Here is a 19,379-nt window from a genome sequence, read left to right as displayed (position 1 = left end):
CCGCGCCTCCGCGGCAGTGCTGCAGGGCGTGTATCGAAAGTGGATCGTGAGGCGGGAACGATCGTGGCTCACAGGGCGGGGAGATCTCACGGACGAGCAGTGGGCGTGCGGTGCTGGAGCCGTCGTTGCCGAAGAGGGCAAGTGCGGGATCGACCGTCTCAAGCGCCGCCGTGCTGTCGCCACCCGGTGCGGCAAGCTGGCGGTCCGCCATGAAGCGACCGGGTCGATCGCAGCCGTCGACGAGTGGCTCGACCTTGCACATCGAGGGCCGGAATTCGGGCTCGACCGGCGCCGCTGCCCGGCGAAGGCGATGGCAGGCCCGCTGGTTGATGCGGATGGGTGCCGGCGGCCGGACGGTTACGGGGAAGTTCAGCCGCCGACGGTTTGTGGGCCCATGCGAGGGGCGGTGGGTCAGGCGGTGTTCCTGGTGACGAAATCCGCGATGGCGTCTTCCATCTGCTGGAGGCCGGGGTCTTCGAGGGGGTAGTGGCCGGCGCCTTCGAGCATGACGGTGTCGACGGGGACCTTGGTGATGCGGGAGAGGACGGGCACGCTGAGGTGGTGAGGGGTCCAGCGGTCCTCGGCGGGCTGGGTGAGGAGCACGGGGCAGGCGTCGAAGTCCCGTGGTTCGACGGCGGGGGTGTAGTTCCCGTAGGTGTCGAGGAAGCGGACGCTGACCCAGTTGGCGGCCGAGGTGCGGTCCTTCATCAGGACCTTCAGGGCGTCCGGGTCGTTGGCGAGCGCGGACATCTTGGACGCGAGGCTCATCGGGTACTTGGCGGAGGCGGCCGGGGTCTTGGCGAGTACGCCCATGAGGGGGAGGCCGGCACGGGCGGTGAGCTTGTCGTGGGCGGTCTCGTCGCGGACCCGCTGGTCGCGCTGGTCGAGGAAGGTCATGCCGACGATGCCGCGCAGGGTGCCGCGGGGCGCCTTGGCCGCGACGTGGTAGGTGAGCATGCCGCCGGCACTCAGCCCGTACAGGACCATGGGGCGGTCGTCGCGGGACTGCTCGAAGGCGAGGAAGTCGACGACGAGGTCGACCCAGTCGTCGTAGGAGGGGGTCGACCCGGGCCTCACCTGGGTGAGGCCGTAGCCGAGGTTGTCCAAGGCGACGGTCTCGAACCCCCGCTCGGCGAGCGGGGCACCGAGGATGAGGGACATCTGGCGGCCGTTGGTGCCGACTCCGTGGTGGAGGACGACCTTGGCCCTCGCGTGGGGGTCGCGGTAGCGGTCGAGGTGCACGCGGTGTCCGCGCCATTCCCAGAACTCCTCCTCGGGCGCGGTCGCGTCGGTCAGGCGCAGCCGCTCGGGCAGGAACCGCTGGAGGTCGCGCCATGCCTGCTGGTCGCGGTAGTACGTGGGGGCGGGGGCGCTGCTCATGGGGGGCGTCTTTCGGCAGGGTCCGACCCGGGCGGGTCAGGCGGGGGTGGAAGCGGAGCGGGCGAGCGCCCCGCGGGTGATCATCTGCACGCCGGTGACGAGTTCGTCGCGTACGGCGTCGGGGTCGCGCAGGTCGTCCTCCAGGCCGCGGGTGAAGGTGAGCAGGACGGCGGCTGCCTGCCGTGCGGTGTCCGGGACGGCCTGTGCCAGGGCCGAGGTGAGCAGCTCGGCCAGGCCGTCGGTGTAGGTGGTGATCAGGTCAGGTGCCTGGGCGGTGGCCGCGAGGAGCAGCTCGTGGGCGTGGGCGGGGCTGTCCTGCCAGAGCCTGATGGCAACCTCCAGCTTCACCGTGAGCACGGCGAGGACCATCTCCTCAGGCGTGTCCGCGGCCTCCGCCGCCGCCCGTGAAGCTGCGCCCGCCTTCTCCAGCAGGGACTGGACGGCCTTGACTATCGCCTCTTCCTTGCTCCCGACGTACTTGTAGACCGTCGGCCGTGACATCTGCGCCTCTTCGACGATGTCGGAGACCGTGGTGCGGCGGTAGCCGTTGCGGCAGAAGCAGCGGTAGGCGGCGTCAAGGACGAGCTGGGAGGAGGGAACCTTGGGCATGGCTACAAAATTAACACTGAGGTAGAAGAGTGTAAAGCCAGGGAGGGTTCCCCAGGGTGCGCCCCCCGCCCCAGCCCTCACCTCGCCGGAAGACACACCGTGAAGGACAGGCGCAGGATCGTTCTGCTCGGAGCGACCGGCTGCGCCGGGCAGCGTGCGCTGCGCGAACTGCTGGTCCGGGGCGAGGCGCCGACCCTGATCGGCCGCGACCGGGCGAAAGTGCTCGCGATGGCCGAGCGCCTGCGCGCCGATCCGCCGGTCATCGAAGCCGAGGTCCCCTCCACGGACGGCCTCACCCGCCTCTTCGACCGCACCGACGTCGTCGTCTCAACCGTGGCCCGTTTGCACAGCTCGGCCTTCCCGCCGTCACCGCCGCGGCCCGCTCACCCTCACCACCGGCGGAACCCGCGCCTCCCTCGTCGGCGCCGCCGTCGAGGACGCCTTCGCCTACCGGCGCCCGCCTGCTCTCCTTCCACCACGCCGACGTCACCCGTACGGCGCTGGCCGTCGGCGGATCCGAACACCTCGGTCCGCCCGAACCAGCCGCCTCCTCCGGACCACAACCCACCTCGCCGTACCCCTCCTGCGCACGGAGGTCGTCCGCCGCTCCCCCACCCGGCTCTCCCGCCGCCTCCCCGGACCGGCACGCGAACCCGACGCCGACGGCCGTCCCCTCGTCATCGCCGTCGCCCGCGACGCCTCCGGGTGGCCTCTCGCCACGACCGCGCCCACCGGCCCCGACCCCTACGAGATGACTGGCCCGCACGAGATCGAGCACACGCCGATCCCGAAGTAGCAACACAACGTGTATCGAGCCACTTCCGATACACGCCCCTTAGGTGCGCCGCTCCCCGGGGGCCGCCGCGCCCCCCGTCAGCGCGCGCAGGCAGCGGATCGCGAGGGCGGTCGGGGAGGCGGGGCCCTCGGTGCCGGCGTCGGTGGCGGACCAGGTCTCCAGGGCGATCCGGATGGCGTCGGTGGCGGCGGCCGCCGCGAGGCGTACGTCGAGCGGGTCGGCGTCCGGGCCGGCGAGCCGGGCGAGGACCGGGACGAGGCGTTCCTCGGACTCCTGGTTCACCCGGTACCAGACGGCGCGCAGCGCGGGGTCGTCCGCCGCGGCGCGCAGCAGCCCGCGGGTGCGCAGCAGGGCCCGCACGGCTTCCTCGTCGGGGGTGGCGAGGGCCTGCCCGGCCGCGCTCTCCAGCGCCTCCCGCAGCGGGGTCCCCGGCTCGGCGGCGGCCAGCAGCGCCCGCCAGCGGTCGGCGCCGTCGGCGAGCAGCGGGCTCACCGCGTCCTGCTTGGAGCGGAAGTACCGGTAGAAGGTGCGCAGCGCGACGCCCGCCCGCCGGGCGATCTCCTCGGCCGTCGTGCCGTCGGGGCCCCGGGTGGCGAAGAGCTCGGCCGCCGCGTGGGCGATGTCGAGCTGTGTGGCGGCCTTGCGGCGCTCGGTCAGGGTGGCGGACGGCTTGGTGCTCACCCGCGGAATCCTACGCCTCGCACGTGTCGTCCGGCACATCTGGACGATGTGGCAAACCGTGTCATCTAGGCGTACCGTGACGGCATAGAGAGCACCGGCGGCAAGAGGGCCGGTGCCGTAGGGCCCCGTGAGCCGTTCCGGGGCCGGGCTGGAGACACACATGAACCGCTATGAAGGCCGCCGCGCGCTGATCACCGGCGGTGGTTCGGGCATCGGGCAGGCCACCGTGCTGCGCCTGCTCGCGGAGGGCGGCACCGTCGTGGCCGCCGACGTCAGCGAGCAGGGCCTGAAGGACACCGTCGCGAAGGCCGGCGCCCACGCGGACCGGCTGACCACGCTCGTCATGGACGTGGCCGACGAGACGTCCGTACGCGAGGGAGCCGCCTCGGCCGTCGCCGCGCTCGGCGGTCTGGACGTCCTGGTCAACGCGGCCGGGATCCTGCGCTCCTCGCACACCGACCGGACGACGCTGGACGCCTTCACCCGGGTCCTGCGGGTCAACCTCGTCGGCACCTTCCTGGTGATCCGCGAGTGCGTGCCCGCGCTGCTGGCGGGCCGGGACGCCGCGGTCGTCAACTTCAGCTCGACGTCGGCGGTGTTCGCGCACCCGTACATGGCGGCGTACGCGGCGAGCAAGGGCGGTGTCCAGTCCATGACACACGCGCTGGCCGCCGAGTACGCGGGGCGCGGCATCCGCTTCACCGCCGTGCAGCCGGGCTCCATCTCCTCCGGCATGACCGACGGCAGCGGCGCCAGCGGGCAGAGCGCGGGCCCCGGGCTGCCCGAGGACGCCGACATGAGCCTGTTCCTGAAGCTCTCCCCGGCGCTCGGCCGGGGCTTCGCCGGCCCCGAGACGGTGGCGTCCGTGGTCGCGATGCTCGCGAGCGAGGACGGCCGGTTCATCACCGGCACCGAGGTACGCGTCGACGGCGGCACCCACTTCTGACCGGCCGTCCGCGGGCCCGGACGGGCGTCCGCGCCCGCGGCCCCCGACTTCCAAGGAGCACATCATGAACGACCTCACCGGCAGGACCGTCCTCGTCACCGGCGGAGCGCGCGGCCTCGGGGCCGAGGCGGCGCGGCAGGCCGTCGCCGCCGGAGCCAACGTGGTGATCACGGACGTCCTGGAGGAGGAGGGCGAGGCCACCGCCGCCGGGCTCGGTCCCGCCGCCCGTTTCCGGCGGCACGACGTCACCTCGGAGCGGGAGTGGCAGGACGTCGCCGGCTTCGCCGTGGCGGAGTTCGGCGCGCTGCACGGGCTCGTCAACAACGCGGGCATCTCGACCGGCGCGCTGCTGGAGTCCGAGTCGGTCGAGCACTTCCGCAAGGTGCTCGACATCAACCTCACGGGTGTCTTCATCGGCATGCGGACCGTGATCCCCGCCATGAAGGAGGCCGGGGGCGGCTCGATCGTCAACATCTCCTCGGCGGCGGGTCTGATGGGACTCGCGCTGACGGCCGGCTACGGCGCCTCCAAGTGGGGTGTGCGCGGGCTGACGAAGATCGGCGCGGTGGAGCTGGGCACCGCCCGGATCCGGGTCAACTCGGTGCACCCGGGCATGACGTACACCCCGATGACCGCCTCGGTCGGCATCGAGCGGGGCGAGGGCCGGTACCCCAACACGCCGATGGGCCGGGTCGGTGAGCCGCACGAGATCGCGAGCGCCGTCGTCTACCTGCTGTCCGACGCGGCGTCGTACGTGACGGGCGCCGAACTGGCCGTGGACGGCGGCTGGACCACCGGTCCGACCGTGCGGTACGTCATGGGCGAGTGAGCCGGGCGGCTGCCCGCGGGCCGCTCGGGCGGCGGACTTGCCACACGTGCCGACACCCGGTGCGAGGGCGGTCCCGGGGACGCGTCGCCACCGTATGGTGAACCGTCACTTGTGTCCGCTCCGAGGGGAACTGATGGTGCGCCGTACAAGGATCGCCCGACTCACCGCCGCCTGGGCGTCGGCCCTGCTGCTCTGTGCCGGACTCTCCCCGGCGGCCTCCGCCGCCCCGGAGACGGCGGGCCCGGCCTCGGCCGCGGCCCGGCTCGACGCCTACTGGACGCCGGCCAGGACGGCGGCGGCCCTGTCCGCCTCCGCCGCGCAGGGCGCCGGTTCCGGACGGGCCGCCCCCACCGCGGTGGACGGACCGCGGCCCGGCGAGCACATCCCGTCCAGCCGGAGCTTCACCGGCATCCCGCAGGCGGGCACGTTCTTCTGGACCGACGCCACCGGCACCGGCCGCACGTGCAGCGGCTCCGTGGTGCACAGCCCCGGCCGCTCGCTCGTGCTCAGCGCCGGGCACTGCCTGAAGGGCTACTCGGGCGCCTCGCCGAAGCGGCATCTGGCCTTCGTCCCGCAGTTCCACGACGGGCTGAAGCCCTTCGGCGTCTTCCCGGTCCGCGACAACGGTGTCTACGTCCCCCGGCAGTACTACGACCTCGGCGCGCGGGCCGGGGCCGAGTACGACTTCGCCTTCGCCGTCACCGGACCCGACGAGGACGGGACCTCGCTGGAGGACGCGGTGGGAGCGGTGCGGCTGCTCACCGGCACCGGGTACGAGCACGCCCCGGTGCGGATGATCGGGTACCCGGCGGGGGCCGAGCGGCCGCTGGAGTGCTGGAGCCGTACGACGGCCTGGGTGAGCGACGATCCGGCCGAGCCCGGGACCTTCCCGCGCATCCCGTGCGACGCGTTCGTGGGCGGCACCAGCGGCGGGCCGATGCTGGTGCCGTGGTTCGGCGGCTGGGCGGTGGTCGGGGTGATCGGCGGCTACCACACCGGCGGGAACACCTCGCAGGTCTCCTACAGCGCTGTCTTCGGCTCGGCCACCCGGTCGCTCTACCGCGACGCGACGACCGGCGCCGTGCCCGCGGGCCCGGCGTCCTGAGCGGAGCGCGGGCGGGCACCGGCGAGCACACGCGTGCGGCGGGTCGGCGCCCCGCCGCGCGTCCGCTCCCGTGGTCAGGGCGCGGGTGCCGTGCTCACGCCTCGCGCGACGGCACCGGTTCCCCGCCAGCGGTGCGCCCGGTGGCGAACTCCTCGGCGAGCCGGCGACGGAGGACCTTGCCGCTGGGGCCGAGCGGCAGCGCGGTGACGAACTCGACGCGGCGCGGGTACTTGTAGGCGGCGATGCGCCGTCTGCTCCAGGCGATGATGTCCGCGGCCAGCCGGCCGTCCGGGGCGGTCCCCGGGCGCGGGACGACGACGGCGCACACCTCCTGGCCCAGCCGGTCGTCGGGCACCCCGACCACCGCGGACTGGGCCACCGCGGGATGGGCGGCGAGCAGGTCCTCCACCTCCCGTGGATAGACGTTGTAACCGCCGCGCACGATGGTGTCCTTGGTCCGGTCGACGACGGTCAGGCGGCCGTCGTCGTCCAGCACGCCGAGGTCGCCGGTGCGCAGCCAGCCGTCGACGACGGCGGCCCGGGTCGCCGCGGGGTCGTCGAGGTAGCCCGCCATGACGTTGTGGCCGCGCACCACGATCTCGCCGGTCTCGCCCGCCGCCAGCGCCTCGATCCGCTCCGCGGTGCCCGGCCGGGCGATCCGCACCTCGACGCCGCGGATGGGATGACCCACGGTGCCGGGCACCCGGGGGCGGCCGGGGAGGTTGTAGGCGACGCACGGGGACGCCTCGGTCAGCCCGTAGCCCTCGTGGACCGGGCAGCCGAAGACGGCCTCGAAATCCTCCAGGACCCTGGCGGGCAGCGCCGATCCGCCGCAGTAGGCCCGGTCCAGGGCGGGGCGCCGGCCGCCGTCGCGCACCGCCTGGAGCAGCGCCACGTACATCGTCGGCACCCCCATGAGGACGGTGCAGCGCTCGGCGGTCATCAGGTCGAGCGCCGCGTGCGCGTCGAAGCGGGGCATCAGCACGAGCCGCGCCCCGGCGCGCAGGCCCGTGCCCATGACGCAGACCTGCCCGAAGGTGTGGAAGAGCGGCAGGCACCCCAGCACCACGTCGTCGGGGCGCATCGCGAACGGCGCGAGCATCGTCGTGTCGATGTTCATCACCAGGTTGAGATGACTGATCATGACGCCCTTGGGGCGGCCCGTGGTGCCCGAGGTGTAGAGCACGACGGCGATGTCGTCCGGGGCGCGCGGCACGGCGGTGTCCAACGGCGGGCAGCGCGCGGCGAGTTCGTCGAGGGACGGGGACCGGCCGGGGGCCGCCACGGTGAGCAGCGGTACACCCGCCGTCCGCGCCGCCGGTTCCCCCTCCGGCAGCAGGGAGCCCTCGCACAACAGCGCCCGCGCGCCCGAGTGCCGCAGGATGTAGGTGATCTCCGCCGTCCTCAGCAGGGCGTTGACCGGTACGACGGTGGCACCGAGGGCGAGCGCCCCGTAGTACGCCTTCGGGAAGCGGGCCGTGTTGGACAGCAGCAGCGCCAGGCGGTCGCCCGGTCCGATGCCCTGCCCGCGCAGCGCAGCGGCATGGCGCAGGGCGTCCTGCCACAGCGCGCCGTAGGTGAGGCGGGTGCCGTCGGCGACCAGTGCGACGGCACCGGGCCACTGCCGGGCCGATTCTCCGAGGACATGGGCCGCCGAGAGGGTCGCGCCGCCCGTCATCGCCGGCCGCCCGCCGCAGAGCGTGCCGGGCAGGCCGGGCACGAATTCTCCACTTTTCCGGTACGGCGGCCGCCGAATTCCGGATGGCCGGGAAAAGAATCTTCACATGCGGGGGCGGCTTCACATTCGGTCATCGGCACTCCGCTTCGAACGGTGTCAGGAGCGGGCAACGCGCACTGTGCAAGTACCGCGGCGCATCCTACGATGGCCCGCGCCGGTTGGGAAGCGACAGGGAGTGGGCCCGGACATGTCGGACTACATCGATTTCTTCGCTCGCCTCGCCGAGGAAACAGCAGCGGGCAAAAGGGAGTTCCTCCAGCTCGGCCGGGTCGCCGGCCGATTCCCCGCCGCCACCACCGCGCACCATGGCGAAATCGCGGTCTGGTGCAGCAACGACTATCTGGGTATGGGGCAGCATCCGGAGGTTCTGGCCGCGATGAAGCGGGCCGTCGACGAATACGGAGCGGGGTCCGGCGGATCACGCAACATAGGCGGCACGAACCACTGTCACGTCGCTCTCGAAGAGGAACTCGCCGCGCTGCACGGAAAGGAGGACGCGGTGCTGTTCACCTCCGGCTATTCGGCGAACGAGGGGACGCTGTCCGTCCTCGCCGGGCGTATCGGCGACTGCGCCGTCTTCTCCGACCGGCTGAACCACGCGTCGATCATCGACGGACTGCGGCACAGCGGGGCGGAGAAGTTCATCTTCCGGCACAACGACCGTGCGCATCTGGAGGAGTTGCTGTCCTCGGTGGCCCCGGAGCGGCCGAAACTCGTCGTCACCGAGTCGGTGCACTCGATGCGCGGGGACATCGCCCCGCTGGCCGGCATCGCGGAGGCCGCCGAGCGGCACGGCGCGGTGACCTTCCTCGACGAGGTGCACGCGGTCGGCATGTACGGGCCCGAGGGCGCGGGGATGGCCGCACAGGAGGGCCTCGCCGCCTCCTTCACCCTGGTGATGGGCACGCTCGCCAAGGGGTTCGGCATGACCGGCGGCTATGTGGCCGGGCCCGCCGTGCTGCTGGACGCGGTCCGCGCGTACGCCCGTTCGTTCATCTTCACCACCGCGCTGCCCCCGGCGGTCGCGGCGGGCGCCCTGGCCGCCGTACGCCATCTGCGCGGCAGTACGCGCGAGCGGGAGCGGCTCGCCGTCAACGCCCGTCTGTTGCACACCCTGTTGCGCGAGCGGGACATCCCGTTCCTGTCGGACCGCACGCACATCGTCTCGGCCCTGGTGGGCGAGGAGCGGCTGTGCAAGCGGATGTCGGCCCTGCTGCTGGAGCGGTACGGCATCTATGTGCAGGCGGTCGACGCGCCGAGCGTCCCGGCCGGCGAGGAGATCCTGCGCATCGCGCCGTCCGCGGTGCACGAGCCGGACGAGGTAAGGGAGTTCGTGACCGCCCTCGACGCCGTCTGGTCCGAGCTGGACGCCCCGCGCGGGAGCACGCCGCGCGAGGTCGCCCGGCTGCCGTGAGCGGTCCGCCCGTCACCGGCCGCCCCGGCCGCCGGACCAGATGCGCCGCATCTCGGGCGACGCGGCGAGGACGTCCTCCAGGGGCCCGGCCGCCTCGACCCGCCCGTCTTTGAGGACCACCACGCGGTCCGCCGCGCGCAGCAGCGCGGGCCGGTGCGTCACGGCGAGCACGGTCGCCCGCCGCTCCAGCAGCCGCTGCCACAGCAGGTGTTCGGTGTCCGGGTCGAGGGCGCTGGAGACGTCGTCGAGGATCAGGAGCTCGGGGCGGCGGGCCAGCATGCGGGCCACGGCGACCCGTTGCAGCTGGCCGCCGGAGAGCCGCAGCCCGCGCGGTCCCACGACGGTGTCCGGGCCCTCGCGCATCGCGGCCAGATCGGGGCCGAGGACGGCGGCGCGCACCGCGCCGGCCAGGACCGTGCCGTCGTCGTCGGCGGTGCCGAGCAGCACGTTCTCGCGGACCGATCCGCTGAACAGCCGGGGCGCCTGCGGGGTGTAGCCGCAGCGCGGGGCGACCAGGAACGCGGAGGGGTCGGCGACCGGTTCGCCGTTCCACAGCACGGTGCCGCGCTCGCACGGCAGGAGTCCGAGGACGGCCCGCAGCAGCGTGGTCTTCCCGGCGCCGACACCGCCGGTCACGACGGTCACACCGTGCCGCACGACGCTCAGGTCGACGTCGTGGACGCCGTGCCCGGTGCCCAAGTGGCGGGCGGTGAGCCCACGCACGGTCAGCTCGCGCAGCGGCGGGTGCGGGTGCGGGTCCGGGCCGGCCTTCCGGACGGGTGCGCCGGGCCCGGCCTCCCCGGGCGGGGCGTGCGGTGTCTCGCCGAGGAAGCCGGCGATCCTGCCGAGTGCCACGGAGACCCGTTGCAGCCGGACCGAGAGGATGCCGATGGACGCCAGGGCCTCCGCGAGGATCTGGAGGTAGAACATGAACAGCGCCAGGTCGCCCACGCTGAACGCCCCGTGGCCCGCGCGGCCGGAGGTGAGCAGCAGGACGACGCCGACGCCGACCGGTGCGGCGTTGGCGATCACCGTGCGCTGCACGCCCGCGAAGAGTTCCTCGCGCACCGCCGCTCGGGCCCGCGCGTCGTCGAGCCGTCCGATGTGCGCGCCCACATGCTCCTCGGCGGCGGCGGCCTGCACCGCGCGTACGTTGCCGACCGCTTCCCTCAGGGCTCCGGCGACCTGGGCGGAGGCGGTGCGGGTGGCCCGCCGGTAGCGCAGGAAACGGCCGTGGACGGCGCCCGTCACCGCCGTGATCAGGACGAGCAGGACGAGCAGGGCGCAGGTGACCACGGCGTCGATGCGCATCATGAGGGTGACCGAGGCGATCACGAACAGCCAGTGGGCGAGGTTGGTGGGGGCCCAGGCGACGAAGAACCCGGTCTCGTCCACGTCCTCGCCGACCGCCCGCAGCGTCTCCCCGGGCGCGGTGCCGGCGGCGGCTCCCGGCCGGCGCAGCGCGGAGCCCAGCAGTTCGCGGCGCAGCCGGGCCGTGGTGCCGTACTGCACGCGCGGCTCCAGCCGGTTGATCATCACCGCGAACTGGAGGCACAGGCGGGCCGTCTCGACGGCGGCCACCCAGGCGATCAGGAGCCACACCCCGTCGCCGCGGTCGAAGCCGTCGAACAGACGCTGGAAGAGCAGGCCGACCGCCAGGGTACCGGCCCGCAGCAGCACCCACAGGCCGGTCAGGGTCCAGTAGGCGGCGGCCGAACCGCGCAGTGCGGCGGCGAGGCGGCGCAGCGTGGAGCGGGTGCCGCCGTGCGCGGGGGGTCCGGTGGCGTACTCGGGGGACGGCGGCGCGGTGGCGGTGGCGGCCGCGGTGTCGGATGCGGATGCGGTGTCGGGTGCGGATGCGGTGTCGGATGCGAATGCGGCAGATGCGTCGGGGGCATTCGAAGAGCCCTGGGCGACCGTGGTGTCGGGGGTGTCCATCGTGTCGTCGGCGTCCTCCGTGCCCTCGGATTCCTCGGTGTACGCGGCGTTCTCGGCGTTCTCCGCGTTCTCGGCGTTCTCGGTGTTCTCGGCGTTCTCGGTGTCCCCGGTGGCGCTCATCCGGCGCCCAGCAGTCCGTGGAAGCGGGAGGTCGGATCGGCGGCCAGGACGGTGCGGCGGCCGTCCTCGACGACGGTGCCCTCGTCCAGGACGAGGATGCGGTCGACATGGCCGAGCGCGTGCGGCCGGTGCTGGACCACCACGGCGGTGCGGCCGGTCAGCAGGCGTTCCAGGGCGGGCAGCAGCAGTGCCTCGGTGTGCGGGTCGAGGCGGGCGGTGGGCTCGTCCAGCAGCACCAGGGCCGGGTCGCGCAGGAACGCCCGCGCCAGGGACAGCAGTTGCTCCTCGCCCGCGGACATGCCGCGAGCACCGGTGCCGAGCACGGTGTCGAGTCCGTCGGGCAGGGCTCGCCACCAGTCGGTGAGTCCGGCCTCCCGGAGCGCGTCCCGCACCCGCCCGTCGTCGACGGCGGGGTCGAAGAAGGTCAGGTTGTCCCGGAGGCTGGCGTGGAAGACCTGCACCTCCTGGGTGACCAGGGCCACCCGGCGGCGCAGTACGGCCGTGTCCAGGGTGCGCACGTCCGCGCCGCCGACGCGGGCGGCGCCCCGCTCGGGGTGGTGGAGCGCGAACAGCAGCCGCAGGACGCTGGACTTGCCGCTCCCGGTACGGCCGACGATCCCGAGCCGCTCACCGGGTTCCAGCCGGAAGGAGACCTCCCGCAGCACGGGTTCGCCCGGCTCGTAGGAGAAGGTCACCCGGTCGAGGGCGGCGGTGAGGGGGCCCGGCGGCAGCGCCGTGGCGGTGGTGTCCGCCGGGGGCCGCCGCGGCAGCAGGTCCCGCAGCCTGCGTACGCAGACGGCGGCCTCCTCCAGGTCCTGGAAGCGGGTGGTGATCGCGAGCAGCGGGCGGCGCAGCAGCATGGCGTAGGACAGCGCGGCGAAGGCGGTGCCGGTGGTGAGGCGGCCCGCGGAGTGCAGCCACACGCTGACGGCGAGGGCGAGGACGACGCTGGCCGTCGACAGGCCCTGCACCGTGGCGGGCCAGCGCACGGAGACGCGGGCCGCGTCGCGGGCCCGCCGGTACAGCTCGGCCTGCCGCCGTTCCAGGTCGGCCAGGGTGGCGTCGAAGGCGCCGTTGACGCGCAGGTCCTCGGCGGCGGCGAGGCGTTCCTCCAGGAAGCCGAGGAGTTCAGCGGAGGACTGGCGGCGGGCGGCGACGAACGGCATGGCCCGGCCGACCAGGCGGCGCAGCAGGACGAGGGTGCCGGCGGCGACGGGCGCGAAGACCAGGGCCAGGCGCCAGTCGAGCAGGAAGAGCGCGGCGAGGATGCCGCCCACCAGCAGGGCCTGCGCGGCGACTTCGAGGAGCAGCGCGGACATCACGGAGGCGAGGCGGGTGACGTCCGAGTCGATCCGGTCGACGAGTTCGCCGGGCGGGTGGCGCTGGTAGAAGCGTGCGGAGCGGCGCAGGCTGTGCGCGACGAGGTCGGCCCGGAGCCGGTTGGTGGCGCGCCAGGCGAGGCGGGAGGCCAGCGCGTCGGCGCCGATGGTCGCGCCGAGCAGGGCGACCGCGGCGGCCAGGTACCACAGGGAGACGGTGAACAGGGCCTGGGCGGGCCGCTGGGTGAGCGCGCTGTCGACGAAGCGGCGCAGCAGGTAGGGGGCGGCCAGTTGGAGGACGACGCCGAGCGGCACGAGCACCGCGAGCAGCAGGACGGCCGGGCGTTCGCCGCGCAGATAGCGGATCAGCAGGGACAGCTGCCGTAACGGACTGGCTGTCAAAGCGGTCCTCCCCCTTCGCCGGGCGGCGGAAGGCCCCAGGATAAAGTCCGGCCCGCGCATTGGGAATCACACGGGACGGTGGAATGCGAACCGTTGCTGCGGTTTCGGCGCGCTGCTAGACTCCACAGGTCTTCCGGGCCAATTGATCGCGATTGATCGCGTTCGTCAGCGGGGCGGGCCGACTGTTTTCGGTCACAATTCCTTGGCCCTGTGTCTTTTCCGGGGGCGTCCGAGGTCCCATGGTGACGGCCGTCCGTGCCCGGGGCCGGCGCCGGTACGGAGCACCGCCTTGAACAATCGGGTTCGTTCGACGCGAGGGGGATTTCTCATGCCGAGTGACGCGCGGGACGCGGGCGGCGCGTCCGGGAACGTTCCGGGGCTCACCGGGAAAGTGGTGGTCACGGGTGCGGCCGGTTTCATCGGTGCACATCTTGTGGAGGATCTCCGGCGCCGTGGTGCACATGTCGTGGGTATTGATCGAAAAGCCTCCTGGGCCGGGCGTGAAATTCCGTCGACCGCGACGGCGGGTGCGCTGCGCGCGGTCCACGCCGATCTCGCCTTCGCCGATCTCTCGTCCTGTCTGGAAAACGCCTCGGTGGTCTTCCACTTAGCCGCCTTACCGGGTGTGCGGCCGTCCTGGACGCAATTCCCGGAGTACTTGCACTGCAATGTCCTGGCCACCCAGCGCCTCATGGACGCGTGCGTGCGCGCCGGGGTGCCGCGGGTGGTCATGGCGTCCTCGTCGAGCGTGTACGGCGGTGCCGAGGGCCGGATGAGCGAGGACGACCTGCCGCGCCCGCTGTCCCCCTACGGGGTCACCAAGCTGGCCGCCGAGCGGCTGGCGCTCGCCTTCGCCGCGCGCCGGGACACCGCGCTCACCGTCAGCGCGCTGCGCTTCTTCACCGTGTACGGCCCCGGGCAGCGGCCCGACATGTTCATCTCCCGGGTGATCGGCGCCGCCCTGGAGGGCCGGCCCGTGGAGGTGTACGGCGACGGCACCCAGGTGCGCGACTTCGTGTACGTCCTCGACATCGTGCGCGCGCTGGTCCTCGCGGCGGTCTGCCCGGACCGGTGCAGCACCGTGCTGAACGTGGGCACGGGCAGTGCCTCCTCGGTCAACGAGGTCCTCGCGCTCACCGGTGAACTGACCGGGGCGCGGCCCGATGTGCGCTACGGCGCGGCCCGGATCGGGGACGTGCGGTGCACCACAGCGGACGTCGGCCGGGCCGAGCGGCTGCTCGGGTTCACCGCCCGCACCCCGCTGCGGACGGGGCTCGCCACCCAGGTCGAGTGGGCCCGGCACGCGCTCGCGGCGCCGCCGCCCGCGCCGCCCGCTGGGGCGTCCGGCGCGGGCGGCCGGACCGGGATGACGCCCACCGACCGGTCGTAGCCGGCATGTGCGGCTTCGTGGGATTCAGCGACCCGGGCGGCGGACAGGACGCGTCCGTGGCCACGGCCCGGCGGATGCTGGCCGCCGTCGCGCACCGCGGCCCGGACGGGTCGAGCTGGTGCCACCACCGGGGGGTGACCTTCGCGCACTGCGCGCTGACCTTCGTCGACCCCGGGCGGGCCCGCCAGCCCCTGCGCTCGGCCGGCGGATCGACGGTGCTGGTCCTCAACGGGGAGATCTACAACCACGCGGAGCTGCGCCGTGAACTGCGGGCGGACGGGGTCCGGTTGCGCACCGGGAGCGACACCGAGGTCCTGGTCGAGCTGTACGAGCGGTACGGCACGGCCGTACTGGAGCGGCTGCGCGGCATGTACGCGTTCGCGCTGCACGACGCGCGGACGTCGACGACCGTGCTGGCCCGCGACCCGATGGGCAAGAAGCCGCTGTACTACACCCGGGTGCCGGGCGGAGTGGCCTTCGCCTCCGAACTGACCGCGCTGCTGCGCCATCCGGACGCCCCGCGCACCCCGGACCCGGCGGCCCTGGCCGGGTACCTCACCTTCCAGGCGTTCTGCGCGCCCGGCTCGGCGGTGACCGGCGTGCACAAGGTCCGCCCCGGCCATCATGTGACGATCAGTCACCATCAGGTCACGGAGGCGGAGTTCTGGCGGCCGTGTCTCGGTGCGGGGCAGCGGGTGCCGGTGCGGCAGGCCGCCGACCGGTTCGAGGAGCTGTTCCGGGCGGCCGTGGCCCGCCGGGTCACCAGTACCGAACGGCGCCTGGGCGTGCTGCTCAGCGGCGGCCTGGACTCCAGCGCGGTCGCGGCGGTGGCCCAGCAGCTCTCCCCCGGCCGCCCGGTGCCGACGTTCAGCGCGGGCTTCGCCGACCGGGACTTCGACGAGAGCGGCCACGCCCGCACGGTCGCCCGCCATCTGGGCACCGAGCACCACACGGTCCGCGTCACCGGCCGCGACCTGGCCGACGTGGTGGAGTCCGAGTACGCGGCGGCCGACGAGCCGCTGGCCGATCCCTCGCTGCTGCCGACCCGTATCGTCTGCCGGGCCGCCCGGCAGCAGGTGCGCGGGGTGCTCACCGGCGACGGCGCGGACGAACTCCTGCTCGGCTACCGCTACTTCCAGGCCGAGCGGGCCATCGAGGTGCTGCTGCGGCTGATGCCGGCGCACCGGCTCCAGGCCCTGCTGGGCGCGCTCGTACGGGTGCTGCCCGCCCGGACGGGCAACCTCCCGGCCACGGCGGCGCTGCGGCTGCTGGCCCGGGGTCTGCGTGCGGCGCCCGAGCACCGCTTCTACCTGTCCACGGCCCCCTTCGGGCCGGGCGAGTCGGCCGCGCTGCTCACACCGGACGCCCGCGCCGCCGCCCTGGCCGGGCCCGATCCGTTCGCCGAGATCTCCCGGCTGCTCCAGGGGCAGGACGGCCTCAGCGGTGTGCAGCGCAGCCAGCTCGCCGTCTTCGCGCACTTCCTGCGGGACACCATCCTCACCAAGACCGACCGCGGCGGCATGCGCAGCGCCCTGGAGGTGCGCGCGCCCTTCCTCGACCTGGATCTGGTCGAGTACGGCAACTCCCTGCCGACCGCGCTGAAACTGCGCCGCCTGACCGGCAAGTACCTGCTGCGCCGGGTGGCGTCCCAGTGGCTGCCCGGGACCATCGTGCACCGCACCAAACTCGGCTTCCGCGCCCCGCTGGCGGCCCTGCTGCGCGAGGAACTGCGCCCGCTGCTGCTGGACACCCTCGCGCCGGCCGCGCTGCGCTGCGACGGCCTGTTCGACGCGGAGGCCGTACGCGTCCTGACCGACGACCATCTGAGCGGCCGGCGCGACACCTCGCGCAAGCTGTGGGCCCTGCTGGTCTACCAGCTCTGGTACCGCGGCCGGGCCGCCGCCCCGCCCGCACCCCTCGCTCTCACCGAGGAGACCCACCGTGCACCGTGACCGCCCGATCATCCAGGTGCTCTCCCCCCGGACCTGGGGGGAGTTCGGCAACTACCTCGCCGCCACCCGCTTCTCCCGGGCGCTGCGCACCGCCGTCGAGGCGGAGACCGTCCTGCTGGAGGCGGAGCCGATCCTGCCCTGGCTCGGCGAGGCCGGCGCGGAGATCCGCACCATCTCGCTGACCAGCCCCGACGCCGCGACCCGCACCGAGCGCTACATGGGCCTCATGGGGCGCCTCCAGGAGCGGTTCCCGGCCGGGTTCGAGGCCGCTCCCACATCCGCGCAGCGCACGGCGCTCGCCCCGCTCACCGCGCATCTGGCGCGGACCGCGCCGGACGTCGTGGTCGGCACCAAGGGCTTCGTGGCGAGACTGTGCGTGGCCGCCGTACGGCTGTCCGGGGTGCGCACCCGGGTGGTCAGCCATGTCACCAACCCGGGGCTGCTCCAACTCCCCCTGCACCGCAGCCAGTACCCGGATCTCACCCTGGTCGGGTTCGACTGGGCCCGCGACCGGCTGCTGGCCGACTGCGGCGGCGATCCCGCCCGGGTGCGGGTCATCGGCCCGCTGGTCGCCCAGCACGACCTGCGCGACTTCATGACCGCGGGGTCCGCCCGGGAGGCGGACGGGCCGGAGGAGCCCTGGGGCGGCGACGACGATCCGGACCGGCCCCGGCTGATCGTCTTCTGCAACCGGGGCGGCGACACCTATCTCGACCTGGTGCGGCACATCGCGGACACCCACCCGGACACCGACCTCGTCTTCGTCGGCTACGACGACCCCGGCCTCGCCCACCGGGCCGCCGCCGGGGCGGCCCGGCTCGCGCACTGGCGCTTCCACAGCAGGCTGACCCAGACCCAGTACTTCGACTACATCGACCGCGCCGCCCGCTCCCCGCACGGCCTGCTCATCTCCAAGGCGGGCCCCAACACCACCCTGGAGGCGGCCTACTTCGGCATCCCGGTGCTCATGCTGGAGTCGGGTCTGCCGATGGAACGGTGGGTGCCGGGGCTGATCCACGAGCACGGCCTGGGCCGCGCCTGTGCCGGACCCGAGGAGCTGCTGGGCACCGTCGACGACTGGCTCGCCCGGCCCGCCGCCATCGAGGCGCACAAGAAGGCGGCCGTCTCCTTCGCGGAGTCCGTCCTCGACCAGGACGCGGTGACCGCCCGGATCGGGGATGCGGTGCGGCCCCTGCTGGAGGCGCGGTGAAACCCCTGCTCAGACTGGTGTCCGGACCCGACGGGGTGCGCGCCGAGGGCGACAAGGAGGTGCGGCTCGGGCATGTGCTGGACGGCGATCCACTGGCCGACGGGCCGCCGCCCGAGGGTGTCTTCGCCGCCTGGAGCTGGGACGGCGAGCGCCTGCGCGCCCGCAACGACCGGTTCGGCGTCCATCCGCTGTACTACCGTGCCGGCGCCGACTCCCTGGCCCTGTCGCCCGACCCGCTCGCCCTGCTCGTCCCCGGGGAGCCCGCCGCGCTGGACCACGACGCCCTGGCCGTCTTCGTCCGACTCGGCTTCTTCCTGGGCGAGGACACGCCGTTCGCCGCCGTCCGGGCACTGCCGCCCGCCGCCACCCTGACCTGGTCGGACGGCGGGCTGCGCGTCCGGTCCGCGGCGCCCCCGCCGCCCGGTCCCGCCGCCATGACCCGCGACGAGGCCGTGGACGGGTTCGTCGACCTCTTCCGCGCCGCCGTGGCCCGGCGGCTGCCCGAGGAGCCCTACGACCTCCCGCTGAGCGGCGGCCGGGACTCCCGGCACATCCTGCTCGAACTGTGCCGGCAGGGCGCGCCTCCCCGGCTCTGCGTCAGCGGCGCCAAGTTCCCGCCCGACCCGGGCGCCGACGCCCGGGTGGCCGGCGAACTCGCCGCCCGGCTCGGTCTGCCGCACCGCACCCTGCCCCGGCCCCGCTCCCAGTTCCGCGCCGAGCTCACCGCGAACCCGGGCCAGGGCATGGGCACCCTCGACGGCGCCTGGACACTGCCGCTGCTGGCCTTTCTGCGCCGCCGCGGCGGCCTGTCCTACGACGGGCTCGGCGGCGGCGAGCTGGCGCAGAACCCGAGCATCGCGCTGATCCGGGAGAACCCCTACGATCCGGCCGCGCTGCCGGAACTCGCGGAGCGGCTGCTGGCGGCGGGCCGCACCGGCGCCCATGTCGAGCACCTGCTGGGACCGCGCACCGCCCGGCTGTGGAGCAGGGCGCGCGCCCGCGACCGGCTGGCCGCGGAACTCGCCCGGCACGCCCCGGCCGCCTTCCCGCTGGGCTCCTTCTTCTTCCACAACCGCACCCGGCGCTCCATCGCCCTGGCCCCCTTCGCGCTCGGCGGCGACCGGCTCCTGATCCACACCCCCTACCTCGACCACGCGCTGGTGGACCATCTGTCCTCGGTGCCCCACCCGCTCCAGCTCGACGGCACGCTGCACGACCGGGCGCTGCTGCGCGCCTTCCCGGAGCACGCCGCGCTCGGCTTCGCCTCCGCGGTGCCGCAGCGGCACGGGCCGTCCCTGGTGGCGCACCGGCTGGCGTACCTCGTGCGGCTGCTGGGCCACACGGCGTGGGCCGAGCCGGGCTGGTGGCGCGGCGGGGACCGGGTCCTGCCGCGGCTGCTGGCCGCCGGGCGCGGGCCCGGCGCGCCCAGACGGGTCAGCCGACTCCAGCCGCTGGCCCTGTACCTGCTCCAGCTGGAGTCCCTGGCGTCCGGGCACGCGCCCGGGGCCTCCTGAACCTCCGCACGCCCTGCTCGCCCCTGCGCACCCCTG

The 19,379-nt window shown here is 73.9% G+C and carries 14 protein-coding genes; 8 read left to right on the top strand and 6 right to left on the bottom strand.

Annotated elements, in window-relative coordinates; translation table 11 throughout:
- Positions 1 to 411: 411 nt before the first annotated feature.
- The 3 genes from A8713_RS30410 to A8713_RS30400 all read right to left on the bottom strand — a co-directional run bounded on the left by A8713_RS30410 (position 412) and on the right by A8713_RS30400 (position 3,466).
- Positions 412 to 1,380 carry an alpha/beta hydrolase gene (locus A8713_RS30410; RefSeq protein WP_064536929.1) on the bottom strand — a complete coding sequence of 323 codons (969 nt, stop codon included), beginning with the start codon at positions 1,378 to 1,380 and terminating at the stop codon, positions 412 to 414.
- A 36-nt stretch (positions 1,381 to 1,416) separates the two neighbouring features.
- Positions 1,417 to 1,989, bottom strand: coding sequence for a TetR/AcrR family transcriptional regulator (locus A8713_RS30405; RefSeq protein WP_064536928.1), 573 nt, complete (start codon positions 1,987 to 1,989; stop codon positions 1,417 to 1,419).
- 835 nt (positions 1,990 to 2,824) lie between these two features.
- Positions 2,825 to 3,466, bottom strand: coding sequence for a TetR/AcrR family transcriptional regulator (locus A8713_RS30400; protein ID WP_064536927.1), 642 nt, complete (start codon positions 3,464 to 3,466; stop codon positions 2,825 to 2,827).
- Positions 3,467 to 3,626: 160 nt separating this feature from the next.
- Here A8713_RS30400 and A8713_RS30395 point away from each other — a divergent pair, with 160 nt between their 5' ends.
- The 3 genes from A8713_RS30395 to A8713_RS30385 all read left to right on the top strand — a co-directional run bounded on the left by A8713_RS30395 (position 3,627) and on the right by A8713_RS30385 (position 6,346).
- Positions 3,627 to 4,412, top strand: coding sequence for an SDR family NAD(P)-dependent oxidoreductase (locus A8713_RS30395; RefSeq protein WP_064536926.1), 786 nt, complete (start codon positions 3,627 to 3,629; stop codon positions 4,410 to 4,412).
- Between the two features lie 64 nt (positions 4,413 to 4,476).
- The gene (locus tag A8713_RS30390; RefSeq protein ID WP_064536925.1) at positions 4,477 to 5,241 is read left to right on the top strand and encodes a glucose 1-dehydrogenase; all 765 of its coding nucleotides are present in this window, start codon (positions 4,477 to 4,479) and stop codon (positions 5,239 to 5,241) included.
- 133 nt (positions 5,242 to 5,374) lie between these two features.
- A complete protein-coding gene (locus A8713_RS30385; RefSeq protein WP_107440738.1) occupies positions 5,375 to 6,346 on the top strand; it encodes a trypsin-like serine peptidase in 972 nt (323 codons plus the stop codon).
- Between the two features lie 94 nt (positions 6,347 to 6,440).
- On the opposite strand, the gene A8713_RS30380 is transcribed toward A8713_RS30385, so the two are convergent.
- Positions 6,441 to 8,024, bottom strand: coding sequence for a long-chain-fatty-acid--CoA ligase (locus A8713_RS30380; RefSeq protein WP_064537820.1), 1,584 nt, complete (start codon positions 8,022 to 8,024; stop codon positions 6,441 to 6,443).
- A 247-nt stretch (positions 8,025 to 8,271) separates the two neighbouring features.
- Between A8713_RS30380 and hemA the strand changes: the two genes are divergently transcribed.
- A complete protein-coding gene (gene hemA, locus A8713_RS30375; protein ID WP_064536924.1) occupies positions 8,272 to 9,498 on the top strand; it encodes a 5-aminolevulinate synthase in 1,227 nt (408 codons plus the stop codon).
- A 12-nt stretch (positions 9,499 to 9,510) separates the two neighbouring features.
- Here hemA and A8713_RS30370 read toward each other — a convergent pair whose 3' ends face one another.
- Together A8713_RS30370 and A8713_RS30365 are read right to left on the bottom strand one after the other, a co-directional pair.
- Positions 9,511 to 11,556, bottom strand: coding sequence for an ATP-binding cassette domain-containing protein (locus tag A8713_RS30370; RefSeq protein WP_064536923.1), 2,046 nt, complete (start codon positions 11,554 to 11,556; stop codon positions 9,511 to 9,513).
- On the bottom strand, positions 11,553 to 13,277 hold the full coding sequence (locus A8713_RS30365) for an ABC transporter ATP-binding protein (RefSeq protein WP_064536922.1): 1,725 nt from the start codon (positions 13,275 to 13,277) through the stop codon (positions 11,553 to 11,555). The genes A8713_RS30370 and A8713_RS30365 overlap by 4 nt, the downstream gene beginning before the upstream one ends.
- A gap of 328 nt (positions 13,278 to 13,605) precedes the next feature.
- Between A8713_RS30365 and A8713_RS30360 the strand changes: the two genes are divergently transcribed.
- Genes A8713_RS30360 through A8713_RS30345 form a run of 4 tightly spaced genes read left to right on the top strand, consistent with a single transcriptional unit; the run spans position 13,606 to position 19,343 of the window.
- Positions 13,606 to 14,667: an NAD-dependent epimerase/dehydratase family protein gene (locus A8713_RS30360; protein WP_079159196.1), complete on the top strand. Its 1,062-nt coding sequence runs from the start codon at positions 13,606 to 13,608 to the stop codon at positions 14,665 to 14,667.
- Positions 14,668 to 14,684: 17 nt separating this feature from the next.
- The gene (asnB, locus tag A8713_RS30355; RefSeq protein ID WP_237305497.1) at positions 14,685 to 16,619 is read left to right on the top strand and encodes an asparagine synthase (glutamine-hydrolyzing); all 1,935 of its coding nucleotides are present in this window, start codon (positions 14,685 to 14,687) and stop codon (positions 16,617 to 16,619) included.
- Complete coding sequence (locus tag A8713_RS30350) at positions 16,609 to 17,829, top strand: hypothetical protein (protein ID WP_064536921.1); 1,221 nt, start codon at positions 16,609 to 16,611, stop codon at positions 17,827 to 17,829. Before asnB ends, A8713_RS30350 begins: the two co-directional genes overlap by 11 nt.
- The gene (locus A8713_RS30345) at positions 17,826 to 19,343 is read left to right on the top strand and encodes a hypothetical protein (protein WP_064536920.1); all 1,518 of its coding nucleotides are present in this window, start codon (positions 17,826 to 17,828) and stop codon (positions 19,341 to 19,343) included. Before A8713_RS30350 ends, A8713_RS30345 begins: the two co-directional genes overlap by 4 nt.
- The last annotated feature ends 36 nt before the right edge of the window (positions 19,344 to 19,379 follow it).

Origin of the sequence: Streptomyces sp. SAT1, assembly GCF_001654495.1 — a bacterium.
In the GTDB taxonomy this organism is placed as follows: Bacteria; Actinomycetota; Actinomycetes; order Streptomycetales; family Streptomycetaceae; genus Streptomyces; species Streptomyces andamanensis.
The sequence above is the reverse complement of the archived record's forward strand: the minus strand, read 5'-3'. Positions and strand labels throughout refer to the sequence as shown.

Coding starts and splice junctions, on each gene's coding strand:
- A8713_RS30410 (WP_064536929.1), bottom strand. CDS start 1,380: ATGAGCAGCGCCCCCGCCCCCACGTACTACCGCGACCAGCAGGCATGG.
- A8713_RS30405 (WP_064536928.1), bottom strand. CDS start 1,989: ATGCCCAAGGTTCCCTCCTCCCAGCTCGTCCTTGACGCCGCCTACCGC.
- A8713_RS30395 (WP_064536926.1), top strand. CDS start 3,627: ATGAACCGCTATGAAGGCCGCCGCGCGCTGATCACCGGCGGTGGTTCG.
- A8713_RS30390 (WP_064536925.1), top strand. CDS start 4,477: ATGAACGACCTCACCGGCAGGACCGTCCTCGTCACCGGCGGAGCGCGC.
- A8713_RS30385 (WP_107440738.1), top strand. CDS start 5,375: ATGGTGCGCCGTACAAGGATCGCCCGACTCACCGCCGCCTGGGCGTCG.
- A8713_RS30380 (WP_064537820.1), bottom strand. CDS start 8,024: ATGACGGGCGGCGCGACCCTCTCGGCGGCCCATGTCCTCGGAGAATCG.
- hemA (WP_064536924.1), top strand. CDS start 8,272: ATGTCGGACTACATCGATTTCTTCGCTCGCCTCGCCGAGGAAACAGCA.
- A8713_RS30370 (WP_064536923.1), bottom strand. CDS start 11,556: ATGAGCGCCACCGGGGACACCGAGAACGCCGAGAACACCGAGAACGCC.
- A8713_RS30360 (WP_079159196.1), top strand. CDS start 13,606: ATGCCGAGTGACGCGCGGGACGCGGGCGGCGCGTCCGGGAACGTTCCG.